The 14,130-nt window shown below is 64.0% G+C and carries 11 protein-coding genes; 3 read left to right on the forward strand and 8 right to left on the reverse strand.

Going from position 1 to position 14,130, the window contains the following annotated elements; genetic code table 11:
* Positions 1–43: 43 nt before the first annotated feature.
* On the reverse strand, positions 44–1,045 hold the full coding sequence (locus ACFK0J_RS22505) for an Lrp/AsnC family transcriptional regulator (protein ID WP_378730336.1): 1,002 nt from the start codon (positions 1,043–1,045) through the stop codon (positions 44–46).
* Positions 1,046–1,179: 134 nt separating this feature from the next.
* Between ACFK0J_RS22505 and ACFK0J_RS22510 the strand changes: the two genes are divergently transcribed.
* On the forward strand, positions 1,180–2,028 hold the full coding sequence (locus tag ACFK0J_RS22510; RefSeq protein ID WP_378730338.1) for an SDR family oxidoreductase: 849 nt from the start codon (positions 1,180–1,182) through the stop codon (positions 2,026–2,028).
* A 57-nt stretch (positions 2,029–2,085) separates the two neighbouring features.
* Here ACFK0J_RS22510 and ACFK0J_RS22515 read toward each other — a convergent pair whose 3' ends face one another.
* The 6 genes from ACFK0J_RS22515 to ACFK0J_RS22540 form a co-directional block, all read right to left on the reverse strand.
* Complete coding sequence (locus ACFK0J_RS22515; RefSeq protein WP_378730340.1) at positions 2,086–3,303, reverse strand: matrixin family metalloprotease; 1,218 nt, start codon at positions 3,301–3,303, stop codon at positions 2,086–2,088.
* A gap of 403 nt (positions 3,304–3,706) precedes the next feature.
* The gene (locus ACFK0J_RS22520; protein ID WP_378730342.1) at positions 3,707–5,026 is read right to left on the reverse strand and encodes a M14 family zinc carboxypeptidase; all 1,320 of its coding nucleotides are present in this window, start codon (positions 5,024–5,026) and stop codon (positions 3,707–3,709) included.
* A 358-nt stretch (positions 5,027–5,384) separates the two neighbouring features.
* A complete protein-coding gene (locus tag ACFK0J_RS22525; RefSeq protein WP_378730344.1) occupies positions 5,385–5,891 on the reverse strand; it encodes a lasso peptide biosynthesis protein in 507 nt (168 codons plus the stop codon).
* The gene (locus ACFK0J_RS22530) at positions 5,888–6,163 is read right to left on the reverse strand and encodes a PqqD family protein (RefSeq protein WP_378730346.1); all 276 of its coding nucleotides are present in this window, start codon (positions 6,161–6,163) and stop codon (positions 5,888–5,890) included. The genes ACFK0J_RS22525 and ACFK0J_RS22530 overlap by 4 nt, the downstream gene beginning before the upstream one ends.
* A gap of 5 nt (positions 6,164–6,168) precedes the next feature.
* The gene (locus ACFK0J_RS22535) at positions 6,169–7,893 is read right to left on the reverse strand and encodes an asparagine synthase-related protein (protein WP_378730348.1); all 1,725 of its coding nucleotides are present in this window, start codon (positions 7,891–7,893) and stop codon (positions 6,169–6,171) included.
* A 1,363-nt stretch (positions 7,894–9,256) separates the two neighbouring features.
* Entirely contained in the window at positions 9,257–9,718 is a 462-nt protein-coding gene (locus tag ACFK0J_RS22540; RefSeq protein ID WP_378730349.1) for a DUF4190 domain-containing protein, read from the reverse strand.
* A gap of 267 nt (positions 9,719–9,985) precedes the next feature.
* Here ACFK0J_RS22540 and ACFK0J_RS22545 point away from each other — a divergent pair, with 267 nt between their 5' ends.
* Together ACFK0J_RS22545 and ACFK0J_RS22550 are read left to right on the forward strand one after the other, a co-directional pair.
* The gene (locus tag ACFK0J_RS22545) at positions 9,986–11,845 is read left to right on the forward strand and encodes a CocE/NonD family hydrolase (protein WP_378730350.1); all 1,860 of its coding nucleotides are present in this window, start codon (positions 9,986–9,988) and stop codon (positions 11,843–11,845) included.
* 240 nt (positions 11,846–12,085) lie between these two features.
* Entirely contained in the window at positions 12,086–13,132 is a 1,047-nt protein-coding gene (locus ACFK0J_RS22550; protein WP_378730352.1) for an FAD-dependent oxidoreductase, read from the forward strand.
* A gap of 164 nt (positions 13,133–13,296) precedes the next feature.
* On the opposite strand, the gene ACFK0J_RS22555 is transcribed toward ACFK0J_RS22550, so the two are convergent.
* Positions 13,297–14,055, reverse strand: coding sequence for an SDR family NAD(P)-dependent oxidoreductase (locus ACFK0J_RS22555; RefSeq protein ID WP_378730354.1), 759 nt, complete (start codon positions 14,053–14,055; stop codon positions 13,297–13,299).
* Positions 14,056–14,130: the final 75 nt, after the last annotated feature.

Consider the following 14,130-nt stretch of genomic DNA (forward strand, 5'->3'; position numbering starts at 1 on the left):
CGAAACCACCAGGCCCGCAACCGATTAGCGCCCTGCCATTCAGCTATGGACGACGGGCGCCGTGGGCAGACTTGGGGAGTTCGGCGGTGAGACGACCCGCGGCCTTGACCGTGGCCAATACGGGCGTGGCCTCCAATGTTCGGATGGCATCGTTATCGCCGAGGCGACGGGTCAGATAGTGGTGCAACGCGCCCGGGTCCGGGCACATCGCTTGCGCCACCAAGTTGCTCGGGCCGGTGGTGGCGTGCACGAAGGCGAGTTCGGGATGTTGAGCCAATTCGATCCCGACCTGGTCGAGTTGGCCGGGTGCGACCGACATCCACAGCAGCGCTTGGATATTGGCGCCGAAAAGGGTGTCGTCGGCTTGGACATCGAAGAAGATTTCGTCGCGTCCCCGTAAATCGGCCAGCCGTCGCGCGACGGTTGCCGGTGACCACCCGGTGGCCGCGGCCAACTCGGCCAGTCCCGCCCGCCCATCCGCCTGTAGCGCCGCCAGCAGGACATCGTCGGCGCTGGACACCGCCCGTCCGGACATCGGCTTGTCGTAGCGTGGCGCGAGCCGACGCCGCTGTTGTTCGTTCAGAGCCGCGATCTGTCCGTGCCACGGGGTCGGACCGCCCAGGTAGGTGTGCAGCACGTAATGGGCCGATACCGTCGCAATGCCCGCGGTGCGGGGTATGTCTTGCAGCAGCAACGAGTGCGCCGCGTCCGCCTGGCTCGGAAGGCGCACGATGAGCAGGATTTCCGTGCCGCCGGACAGCAGTTTGATCCATGAGGTGTCCGGACGGCGGGCCAACGAATGCGCGAGCGTTCGGGCCGCCGCGGTGGTGGCGCCCAGGCGTACCAGCCAGCGCGTGTGGTCATCGCGCTCCAGGTGGCTCAGGCCGACCACCCGCAAGCCCGCCTCGGCGCGCAACCTTCGATAGCGGCGAGCCACGGTCTGCGTCGACACGCCCAGCACTTCGCCGATCCGATTGAACGGTGCGCGGCCGTCGATGTGCAGGGCATGGACGAGGCACCGGTCCAGCTCGTCGATGGTGGTCATTTCCCTCAATATTCCAGTCCGGATGGAAAATTTCGACCAATCTGCGCTGGCACGTGGAGCGGTAGCTCGGTCGGATCGATGCTGGTCGAGTCGCGGGACTGGCCGCGACGCCCACGAACCGACGAAGGATGGTCATGATTCTTGTTACCGGTGCCACCGGCACTGTCGGCCGCTCACTTGTCCACCAGCTCGTCGCCGCGCAGGTGCCGGTGCGGGCGTTGACGCGGCGACCGGCCGCCGCGAAACTTCCCGATGTCGTCGAGGTGGTCGCAGGCGATTTGGGCGATCCCGCCAGTATCGCCGCGGCACTCCGTGGCATCGACCGGGTCTTCCTGCTTTCCACCGGTCCCGACATTCCTACCCACGACGCGAACCTGATTCGCGAGGCCGCGCGTGCCGGAGTCGCGCATGTGGTCAAACTGTCCTCCGGCCGCACCGGCGACGACACTGCCACCGACCCCATTCCGAGCTGGCACCGCCTAGGTGAACGGGTGCTGCGCGACAGCGGCATCGCGTGGACCATCCTCGGTCCACTCGGCTTCATGGCCAACGCTCTGCACTGGGCCGGCTCGATCCGCAACCAGGACAGCGTCTTCGCCACCTACGGCCACGGCCGGATCGCGGTCATCGACGAAGACGACATCGCGGCCGTGGCCGCCACCGTGCTCACCACAGATGGTCACGACGGACGCACCTATCGGCTCAGCGGACCGGAGGCATTGACGCCCCGTGAGATGACTGCCATCCTCGCGGACGTACTCGGCAGGCCGCTACGGTTCGTCGAAGTCGAGCCCGCCGTCGCCCGTCAGACGATTCTGAACCACGGACAGTCCGAAGTGATGACCGACGCCATCATGGCGCTGCGCGCTACCGCACTGGAGTCGTTCACCTCCGTGGTGCACCCGACGGTCAGCGACGTCACCGGGCGCCGTCCGAATTCGTTCCGCGAGTGGGCCACCCGGCACGTCGCCGACTTCAGCTGAACCGTTCTGTGGGGCGGTACCGGTTCCTTCGGCGGGCGAAGGGCCCGCTGCGGTGTTTCAGCTGGCTTTGAACCAACCGTCCCAGGTGTCTTGTGCTGGCTCGCTGGGCCAGCTATTCCAGGAGTCTCGCTTTGGCTGTCTCTGCCAACTATTCCAGGTGTCTTGTTCTGGTTGGCTTTGCCAGTCGCTCCAGCTGTCTTGTTCTGGTTGGCTTTGCCAGTCGCCCCAGCTGTCCTGTTCTGGTTGGCTCTGCCAATCACTCCACGGGTCTTGCCCCGGCTGGCTTTGCCAATCGCCCCAGCTGTCCTGTTCTGGTTGGCTCTGCCAATCACTCCACGGGTCCTGATCCGGTTGGCTCTGCCAATCGCCCCACGGGTCCTGATCCGGTTGGCTCTGCCAATCGCCCCACGGGTCCTGATCCGGTTGGCTCTGCCAATCGCCCCACGGGTCTTGCCCCGGCTGGCTTTGCCAATCGCCCCAGCTGTCCTGATCCGGCTGACTCTGCCAATCACCCCACGGGTCCTGACCCGGCTGACTCTGCCAATCATCCCAGCCGTCTTGGTCCGGCTGATCCTGCCAGTCACCCGGGTCGCCCGGCTGGGTGGTGTCACCTGTTGGTTCGGTCTCGTCGGTATCCGTCGGCGTGGTCTCGTCGGCCGGATCAGTCGGCTTTCCTTTTTGATACATGCTATTGAGCTGACTGATCTCATTTCGACTCAGCGGCGTCGGGCCGCTGTTGCACCTATTGACCACGCTGGCCATAATGCTGCAACCGCTGTCATTATGATCGAGACCGATAGAGTGCAGGAGTTCGTGTGCGGCGACCTCGGTTCTGTCGTCACGTTCCATATTGCGATTATTGGGGTCGAGTTTGACAAATGGGCCGTTGTCCCAGCCACCCAAGCCGACTACACCGCCCCCTAGCGGGCCGTGACTTATATTGATGGCACCCTTACCCGTGCCGGGTTTCAATACCAATTCGAGGCCCGGGGTCGAATTCAGGTGTTCGACTGCTTTCTCTATGTCGGGATCGTTGACTTTATTGTTGTAATGAATGATCGCTCTGCCGTCGGAGTCGTAGCCCTGAACATGCGCCCGGTAGTTGAAACTTGGCGCCTGAGCTGCGGCGGTGGCGGTTGTCGCCAAGCTGAGCGCGCCGGGCGCGAGCAGGCTACCGGCGAGCAGGGTGGCGAATAGTCGGGGTGTGCCATACGTGGGCGACTTTGCGGCTCGATGTCTTCCGCGATAGTTACGACGATGGACAGCAGACGGCATAGCGCGGGAGACCTCCGGGTGTAATACAGGCAAAGTTTCTACCGAACCCCGAATGGTGGCTGCGCCATCGGCTGCACACTTCCGGATCGGCACCGTCGACTGTACTGGTGACCTGGTGGGTAAAAGCAAGTTATGTAAGTCAGGCCTTAACTGTTGAAATCAGCCCTTAGGTAAGTCGACAGGACCGCTGTAGTTTCCTATGCTCGGTTGCTAATCACCGCTATCTGCCCCCACTGGGCAGTACAGCAGAGGCCGAAGACGACGGGCAGCGCGAGCGCGGCCACTGTCAACCATCGAGTGTTCGTTCGGAAAGCCCGGTAGGCCAGGTGACGTTCGGTCGGGGCGACCGGACACGCACCGACCCGGTCACTGCGGACCGGGTCGGTGAATCAGGCGGGGGTACTCAGGGGTTCGGCTGAGTCGGTGATTGTTTGTAAGGTGCACCGGCGGATTGGGCGGCGGTGGTGAACGCCCTCTTGATCTGCGGCCAGAAGGTGCTGTCCACGCAGGAGTAGCGGGGCATGAAGCCGCCGCACGCCGACGTGTTGTTCGGGCCGATTTCGATGGTGAGGGTCGCTAGTCCGAGGGCTCCGTGCGCCTGATCGTCGGTCGTTCCGGTGGTCGAGTATCCGACGGTCTCTTCGGAGGTGCCGACGATGAACCCGGGCACGATCTTCTTGGCCAACGCCCGCAACTGGCTCGCGTTCTTGGCGGTGGCATTGCTCGGAATGATGCCGTAATTGCCGTAAGCATGCAGATCGATGACGATGCCCTTGGCGGTATCCGGAACGTCACCGCCGCCACTGGGACGCTGATTGGTGAACAGGCTCGCGTACAGATTCTTTACCGCCTGCGTTTCCGGTTCGGAGCCGGCGCGCGGACCCTGGTAAGTCTGCGCACAGGGATTTCTCGAATCTCCGCCCCAGCGGACCGGGAAGTTGCGATTCAGATCCACACCGGGCCCCCGGCCGGACCCGTCGACGACGGCGCAGGACGGTGGTGTCGCGCTGTTGTCGACGTTCTTGCGTTGCATCTTGGGCCTGTTCCCGCCGCTGGCCGTCACGTCGACACCGTCCGGATTGGTCACCGGGACGATCCAGACCTCGGTGGTGTCCAGGATCGAGGTAGCCGTGGGATCGGTGCCATAGCCGGTGGCCAGGTAGTCGATCCATTTCCACGCGAGTTCACCGGTCGCCAGTTCGCGGGCGTGGATCTGCGCGGTCAGCAGAAAGCGAGGCTTGCGCGAGGAGGGTGCGAGTGCGCAGCCGTCCGGCTGGGCCGTCGCTTTCGCCGCGGCCTTCTCTTTGTCGGTCACCTTTTTCGCGGTTCCGGTCAAGCAGATGACGTTCATGGTGTGGCCGCCCGTGCCTCTTTCGGCCAGCCAACTTTTACCGATATTGTGCACCTGGGCGATTCCGGGATTCTTGGTGGCGACATCCCGGGCATGGCGGAGCATGTCGGCCGCGGTGTGATAGCCGCCGTAGTAGGTGTCGTCGGGGGCTCTTCGCTCCGGTGGTAGCGGCTTGTATACCGGCGCCCGCTTCGCCGGATTCAGTCCCTGCTTCCTCAGCTCCTCGGCAACCGCCTCGTCGACCGCGATGGTCACCATGCCCGGACCTGCGGGAACCATCTCGATCCCCGCGTCGGCGATGATGTCCACCTGCGCCTGCGACGGCACCGGAACGTCCCAGTAGTAGGGAACGTCATCTTGGGCGTGCGCCATCGCTGGATTGAGAACAAGCGTCGAAAAACCACCGACAACCACCGCGGAAATAGATGCAAGAATAGTGCGGAAACTGCTCATGGACTTCCCTGTCTCTCGCGCCACTTTCGAATGCCGCAGTCCACCGCGTGGCGTTGCTTAGTCCCCTGCGTCGAAGACTGGTGGGCGGCGACCGCCGGAGGCCGCCGAGGAGATATCCGTGACCGACCGACGCCTTGCCTCGGTGCCACCGCGAGCGACGGAAGATACGAGGGCATATCGGCTCCTCCACACGGGACGGATGAATTCCCGATGCCCGGAGATTAGGCCGATATGTCGGCTCGGTGAAACCCCAGTCGACGAGTGGGGAAAGGGTTGATCAACCGCTGAGCGCGCTTGCCGAAACCCGTTGCATCACTGAGAAACCCAGCGTGACGTCCTGATTGTCGTTGAGCACCTCACCGTACAGTTCGGTCCACGAGTGGAACGAATAGCGCGGGTTGGTGGAGGTCCGCTCCCGCGCCACGATGACCTCGGCGGGCAGTCCGATCGCCGAGAGATAGGTGCCCAGCGATAGCGAGCGGGCAAGACACAGTCCGTTGGGTTGCAACGTTCGCAGAACCAGCTGGCTGAACAGGATTTCGCGCCGGGCGAGCCGGATCGCTACCGCCGGTTCCAATTCGGCGAGCAGCTGCCAGCCCGGTCCGGGGCGCAGGTCCCGCAGGTAGTTGTGGGCCGGGCCCCACCCCTGCTTACCGAGCAGGCGGAGTGCGGTCCAGGTGCTCCGCAGCGCGTGCACGCGGAGCCGACGGGACAAGCGAGGCGGTGGTGGGACGCCGTCGATATCGGACAGCATGGACTCGAGTTGGCGGGCCAGTTCGGTCATCGCGGCGAATCCGTTCGCGTGAGTAGCTGGTGTTCGGCAAGCTGGTCGATCAGCTTGCCCAGCCCGGTCCGCAGTACCTCTGCGCTCGCGTCGATGCGTTGCTCGAGTTCACGCACCGCTTCCTCGACGGTCTCGTAGGTCATCGCGGCCTGAACCATCAACGTGGCCACCGGATTCAGTTCGAAGTAGACACCGGCCCGGGTGTCCATGATGATGCCGACGCCATCGGTGGTGTCCAGGATGGCGTCGTCGCCGAGTTGCAGCAGTGACATGATGATCAGCTCCTCACCGGGTGTGGTGTCCGGCTTTCCAGACTGCGCAGGAAAAGCTCCGTCATGGCCGCACAGATCAGGCTCTCCGCGTTGCGGCGGGTCGCGGACGGGTGGCCGAGGACGGCGGCCAACCGCTCGGGGTCCACGATGTTCATCCGTGCCAGCAGGGAGTCGGGCCCGAGCAGTGCGGTGAATGCCTCCGGATGGTTCAGGCAGAAGTTCTCGTGCGGCGAACCCAACCAGAGGCGGCCGTGCCGGCGCCAAATCATCGGTGGCAGCCGATCTTCGAGCATCAACCGCAGTACCGGCTTGTCGATGTTTCGTCCGCCGTAGGGAATACACCGGTAGGCCCGTGGCATGCCGGTGGCCAGCTCATACAGTCCGCGATCGGCCATCGGGGAACAGAATTGGACGCCGTGCGGCCAGGAGAGGGCAAGATCGGTGATCTGTTCCTCGGGAACGAATTCCGGGTTGGGCAACTCGAACGGCACGCCCGGCATCGGGACGAGGAAGTCCGGTTGCCGCGTGCGGTCGCCGAACGCCGAGGCATCGATCGCCAGTGAATACGACCGGCGGACGCTCTTCAGCAAAGCGTCCAGGGTCCAGCGTGAGCAGAGCAGGCCCCGCAGCATCAGGCTTTTCTCCGCCCAGCTCAGCCGACCCCACAGCACGTCGCGCACGCCGTAGTCGGGGGCCGGGCTGAACAGCAGGTCACCGTCTCGACCCCAGGTGAGCAGCTGCACGCCGTCCGCTCGGACCCGCTGCACGATCTGCTCCAGCCAGCGAAACCCGGTGTGGTTGTAGGGGTGGGAGAACCGCCAGTCCTCGCTCACGTGCCCGGCACCGGTATCGGTCATGATCGGCACGAAGGGGATGGACAGGTGTCGGCACACCTCGCGGGCGTAGCCGGATTCATCGGCCAGCGGATCGTCGGTGCCCAGGTGGTAGGCGGTGACCTCGGCACCGTTGGCCACCAGTGCGGCCGCGACCGCGGAAGAATCCAGGCCGCCGCTCAGCAGCAGACCGATGTGGCCGACCTGCGCGTAAGGGCGGGTCGCGGCCAGTAGCAGTTCCCAGGCGCGGTCCGCGTAATCGCGCGGCGTGCTGCCGCGTGGCAGCGGCTTCGGCGTGATCCGGTCGTACTGGATGACCTCGGCCGACACGCCGTCGAACACCAGCAGGTGCCCTGGGCGGAGCAAGCCCAATTCGGGATAGGCGAAAAGGCTGTCGCCGCGGCAGATTCGCCAGATGGTCTCCCGGTCCAGCCGGTCGAGGGCGTCGGGGACAAGGTCGGCAGGATCGCTGGACCATTCCACCGTGTTGCCGGACTGCTTGTAGAACAAGGTGTCTCGGGTGAACAGGCTGCGGAACAGGAAGACCCGATCGTCGGTGATCAGACAGCCGACCAGATCACCGGGCAACCCGGCCAGATCCGGATACCGTCCGCTGCGGAGCGTGGCGGTGGTCCGGTCGATGAGGGCATCGTCCAGCATTCCGGTGAGGGTGCCGCCCACTGCGAGATGGGTTCGATCGGTCGAATGTGCGGGCTGGACGGTCGCATCCGTTCCCGGTCTTGTCCACTGCCGCAGATATATCGGGCTGTCGGGGACGCGGCGTTCGGGAAAGGCGGTGTAGGGAACGCAGGCGTAGTCGACGGGCGTCCCGTCACGTGGCAAGGTCACTCGGCCGGCGCAACCGAGATAGTCCACGGTAAGTGGAGAATGGTCCATGATGGACGGAACCTCTCATTCGCCGACAATCTTCGGCTGAAGGGGTCCCCTCCCCCGCTGAATTCCTAGTCATGAGACGCGGGAGGGGACCACGGGTCGATCACTTCATACGGCTACACAAGGTTGCCGTGGCTGACGAGGTCGGGCACGCCCTTGAACAGGATCGTGGTGTGCTCCTCGACCGTGCCCAGGCGTGTCACCTCGGGCTCGATGTAACTCATCTTCATCATTGTTGTCACCTCCTTCCAATTTCGTAAACGGAAGTGCGCGACTGTCGCACAACAAAAATCGGATATGTGCTGCAGTCGACACACTGAGGATTCGGTCCGCAGCACCGACTGGGCAAGCTGGTGCGCGGCCAGGAACAGGTGGTTTTACCGGAATTTCCAGGAGCGGCGTGTTGACGCGCTGCGAAGAATCATCATCCGTATCCCGAGCGGATTAGGCTTACCGACCGGACTCGAATTCGCCGGGTACGCAATGGGTTCGGTGGTCCGGGTGATTTGGCAAGTCGGGCCATGACTTCCACCTAAAACAGGGTGATCGGATGATCGGATCATGCAGTGGACTCCGATGTCCCGCAATACATCTCGACTTCGAGATAGATCTTGCGCAAGGACTGCTAGGCCACAACCATAGCCCCCCAATGTCTTTCCGTCGACCCCTACTGTTCACCTAACTCCGGCCAATGTTAGTTAGCCTGCCCAGCCGATTTCGCTGGGTACGATTCCGACCGGTCGGCGGGTAAGGTCGGATACAATTACCCGCAAGCGAAGATATTCATTTTGGAAGTTCGACGCGCCGAACATGAGAACGACGACGCGAGACCGTCGCGGGCGAGCACCGGCAGATCTTCCGGCGTAACCGGACGGGGTCCCATGGCCATCGGCAGTCCGATGTCGTGCACAGGTCCCTTCAAACCCTGGTCACGAGATCCGTTCTGTCGCAAGGCGGATCATCCGCTGATGGCTTGACCCATGATCAACCGGCTGACCGGTTCGATAATCTACGACGTCGCTCATCGGCGAATCCGGCGGCGTCTTGGATCGAAATATGTTCGTATCGGCGAATTTTGACGGCACGATCTCGTAAAATCCGCGCGCTTCGCCGGATCAGTTGTATGCCATCATCAGGCGACTTTCATGTGGGGACAACTGGGTGTGCGAACGAGCGCAAATCCGGGTTGTCTGGTATGCACCGCGCAAGCAGCGGCACTCGATCAAGCGGACCGATGCCCGCCTGATCGAGGAACATTCCGCAGGGCTCACTCGGCATCGAACGGCCTCGCGAAACGCCGCGAGCGCGTGCACTCAATGCTCGCGCTCGCCGGGTGGTACCAGCTGAAAACGTCGAAGAAATCGTGTCAGTTGGTCGGCCGCGGGCTGATGGTGACACTGAACTTGTTTTCCACCGTTTGCTGCCAGTCCCGTTCGCACTGATCGATTTTCGCACGATCATTACCGGCATCGTTCACGCAGTCGGTGAAGTCGTCGCCGCCGATGAAGCCGAAGAGCGCAAAGCCGACGGCCACGGCTACTACCGTCGCGATCAAGGCCAGTATGCTCAGCACCAAGCCCGTTATTGCCATAGCCGAGCCACCGGCGGTGCCCTTACGAGCCTTCGAAGTAGCGATGATGCCAATGACAAGTCCGGCCAGGCCGAGCAGGATTCCGCCGATCACGGTCCAGAAGGTGACCAGCGCGAGGATGCCGAGCACCAACGCGGTAATGGCCAGACCATTGCTCTGGGACTGCTGCCCATAAGGCCCCGCAGGCGGCGGATACTGGCCCGGTGCCGTATAACCGGGGGGAAATTCCTCCGTCATGGCTGTCCTCTCTTCGCATCGGATACCAGCTACCGGTTTCGGTGACCTTCCGAATGCTAGTGAAATTCGAGCCGAGTGCACGCTTGCCACACACTGTTTTATTGGAAGAATGGTTTCTTCCATCCACCGACGTCGCTACCCCGAACCCGCCTGACCCGGAAACGCGGCATGCGGCGAGGACGACCCGGCCGCAAGAGGCAGGATGACCGGCTCATCCGACCATTGTGTGTTGCCGCCGGACCGCCGATAATGAGCCGGGGAGGGATCATGAGGTTCAGAGTCAGCGGAAGCCGGTCGGCCACAACGCTATTGATTGCCGTGACGCTGTTGATCACCGTGACGGTGTCGTGTGCGTCGCAGGACCGGCAGGCGGAGACGTGCGAGGTCACCAAAGAGGTCAACGTGCCGGACACGATGCGCGACGGCACGGTGCTGTACGCCGACGTCTACCGGCCGAAGACCGACGAGCCGGTGCCGGTGGTGCTGATCCGCAACCAGTACGGCAAGGACGTGGCGGCGCTCCAGCCGCACCGGTTCCTGTCGCCGCACTGGCTGGCCACCCACTGCTATCTGGTGGTGCACGAGGACGTACGCGGCCAGTACGCGTCGCAGGGCACGTTCTATGAGTTCACCCAAGAGGTGAACGACGGGTACGACTCGGTGGAATGGGCCGCCAAGCTGCCCGGGTCCAACGGCAAGGTCGGCATGTACGGCTCGTCTTACCTCGGGGCCACCCAATGGCTGGCCGCCGAGGCCGCACCGCCGCATCTGACCACCATCGTTCCGATGAACACCGCCAGCGATTACTACGAGGGATGGACGTATGAGGGCGGACAGTTCCGGCTCGGCTTCATCGAGCCGTGGGCGATGCACACCATCGTGCGCAGCGCCGCCGCCAATAGGGGCGACACAGCGCTCGTCAAGGAGCTGGACGCCGCGTATCTAGACGTCGCGAAGTGGCTGCGGCACCGGCCCTACAACACATTCCCGCCGTTCCGGCCGGACGACCCGAAGGTCGCACCGTACTTCTTCGACTGGATCAAGCACTCGACCAATGACGACTACTGGACGTCGCTGGCACCCGAACGCCACCACTCCAAGATCAAACTGCCGATCCTGCACGTGGAGGGTTGGTACGACTCGTTCCTGGACGGCGGCATCCGCAACTTCACCGGCATGACGGCCGATGGTGGTTCGCCGGAGGCGCGGGCCGGGCAGCGGTTGGTGATCGGACCCTGGGATCACAAGTCCTACAGTCGGCCGCCCGCGGAGGCCTACCGGCCGTCGCCGATGCTCGCGGCCATCGGAAAGGCCGGAGAATATCCGCTGGATGAACGGCTGCTCGCCTGGTTCGACCAGCACCTCAAAGGCCGTCCCGGTGACGGCCGCGCCGCGGTGGACTACTTCGAGATGGGCTCCAACACGTGGCGGCAGGCCTCGGCGTGGCCTATCCCGGGCACCCAGTTCACCAAGTATTACCTGGGCAGTGCGGGCCACGCCGCCTCACTCTTGGGCGACGGCAAGCTCGCCACCACACCGCCCACCGCCGGACAGCCCCCCGACCAATACATCTACGACCCGCGCGATCCTGTGCCGTCCGTCGGCGGGCACTCGTGCTGCGACAACACCGGCGGGCAGCAGGGGCCCTACGACCAGCAGACCGTCGAGGCTCGTCCGGACGTGCTGGTGTACACGAGCCCGCCACTGACCGCCGATACCAGGGTGACCGGTCCGATCAGCGTCGAGCTGTACGCCTCGTCCTCGGCCGAAGACACCGACTGGACGGCGAAGCTCGTCGACGTGCATCCCGACAGCACCGCGCGCAACCTCAACAACGGCATCTTGCGGGCCAGTTTCCGCGAATCCGCCACCCATCCGACGCCGATCGTGCCCGGCCAGATCTACAAGTACACGATCAAGATCTGGCCGACCTCCAACATGTTCAAAGCCGGGCACAAGATCCGCCTGGAGATCTCGTCCAGCGACTTCCCCCAATACGCACCGAACCCCAACACCGGCGCCCCCTTCGGCACCAGCGACGAGATCCGCACCGCCCAGCAGACCATCTACCACGACCCAGCCCACCCGTCCTCGGTCATCCTCCCCATCATTCCGGCCGACAAGTAAGCCCGGCCCCGCTGAAGTCGGACTCGATCGGCATGGTCGCTCCGGGTCGTCGACCAGCTCGTTCCAGCGGTCGGGTGTGAACCACGGTTTATCGAGATCGATCTCCGCCACCGCGGCAACCTCGACCAGCCATACTCACTGGGTCCGGCGGTGCCGATCCGCACCACCCTGACGTGCGGGTCGCGACCAACCGATTCCGTTGGCCCGCAGCTACGAACGGCAAACCAAGGAGGCAACCCGATGGTGACCATCGTCGGCGGCGGTATCGCTGGATCCACTCTCGCCGGTGCCCTTGCCCGCCGCGGCCACGCGGTGACCCTGCACGAAAGGCAGGGAAACGACGCTGGAGGCGGCGCGTTCCTGTTCATCGACGGACGGGGGCACCACGCCCTCACCGCTCTCGGTGTCTCCGAACCGGCCCTGCACGAAGCGTCCTATCCCCTCGCCGGGCTGAAATACACCACCAGCAATGGCCAGCGCTCCGAAATGGCCAGCCGCGGCCACCGGTTCTGGCTGCGCGACGACCTCATGCGAATCCTCGACGACTTCGTCGCCAGGTCCGGGGCCGACGTGCGATACGGCAGCCAGGTCATCGAAGTCACTGTCGCCCACCGCGATTGCACCATTCGCACCGGCACCGATGTCACCACGACCGACGGTCTGCTCGTGGCTGCCGACGGAATCAACTCGGTGGTGCGGACGTGCCTCGAACCTGACAGGCGCGCGGTCTACGCCGGGGATGTGGTGATGTACGGGACTACCACCTGCGGACTCGATCTACCGACCGATCAGGCGACCCTGCACTTCTTCGCCGAAGCAGACGCAGCCGGCGGCATGGCGAGCAGCACACTCGGTCACTTCTGGCACCCCGACGACGACCATGTGCACTGGTTCATCCGGCTCACCCGCGAAGCACTGGCAGCCGCGGACGACCTGGGCGTCCATCCGATCGACAAGTGGGCCGACACCATCATCCGGGCAACTCCGTCGAACGCGGACATGGTCGACATGTTCCTCGCGAACACCGACGTCGTACATGTCAGCAACGCACGCAATGTTCCGTTGGACAAAGCCACGGAGCCGACGACGCCAGCCTTACTGGTGGGCGACGCCGATCACGCCATAACTCCGGCTGCCGGCGTGGGCGCACGCGAGGCACTCGAAGATGTGCACGCCGTCTTCCAGGCCATCACGTCGAACTCCTCTCCCGCAGCCGCGATGGCACAGCGCCGCAGCGAAATCGTCGCTGAGCGCGACCGCGTACAACGCGCGAGGCGAGGAAGGTGACACACCCGCCAGCCCTCGCTGACGCGCCCCAGTAATCGGTCAACCCTCACCCTGGCCTGCCCGCACAAGGACATTGTCGAGTGTCCCAACTTCGCAAGCGGGGTCACGGCGCTGCTGGCGGGAAGTTCTCTCGAAGAGGCTCACTCGGGCGAAGTATTGCGTGGTTACATGGCGGTGAAGCCGCCGTCGGCCATGATTGCCGAGCCGGTGATGAAGCTCGATTCGTCCGCGGCGAGGAACACCGCGACATCGGCGAGTTGCTGGGGGGTGCCGAGGCCCAGGGGTTGCCAGCTGGTCATCTCGTCGAGGTACTGGTTGCGGTCGGGCTGGTTTCGCGGCAGGTAGGGGGCAGCCATCGGGGTGTCGACCATACCGGGGCACAGACAGTTTGCGCGGATGCGGTCTCGCGCGTGTTCGATGGCGATGGTTTTGGTCAGCATCAGGACGGCTCCTTTGCTGGCGCTGTAAGCCGCGAATCCCTCTTCGGCAACCACGGATGCCACCGAGCCCCAGGTGATGATCGATCCCCCGCCTGCCCGCCGCATCGACGGGATCACTGCTTGACAGGTGAGGGCGACACTGGTCACGTTCACTCGCATCGTCAGCTCCCAGTCTTGGGGTGTCATCGCCAGAAACGGCGAGGAACGTGCCACCGCCGCACTGGTACTCAGCACGTTGATCGCACCGAACCGCCGTTCGGCCGCCTCGACAATGTGCCGGATTGCTTGCTGATCGGTGACATCGGCGTGCGCTGTCGACAAACGCTCTGATGGTTGGTCGGCGGCCAGACGAGCCAACCCGTCCGCATCGATGTCGACAGCCACGACCGCCGCCCCGTGGCCCAGCATCGCCACAACAGACGCCCGACCCATTCCGGAGGCCGCGCCGGTGACGATGGCCACCTTGCCGCGTAGCCGGTCCATGCCGCTCCTCTTATCCGGCAACAACTTCGCTCCAGACCAGAGGTTAACTCTTTCCTTTTTATGAACAACCCGTGT

This window comes from Nocardia brasiliensis, from assembly GCF_042691675.1.
GTDB lineage: Bacteria > Actinomycetota > Actinomycetes > Mycobacteriales > Mycobacteriaceae > Nocardia > Nocardia brasiliensis_D.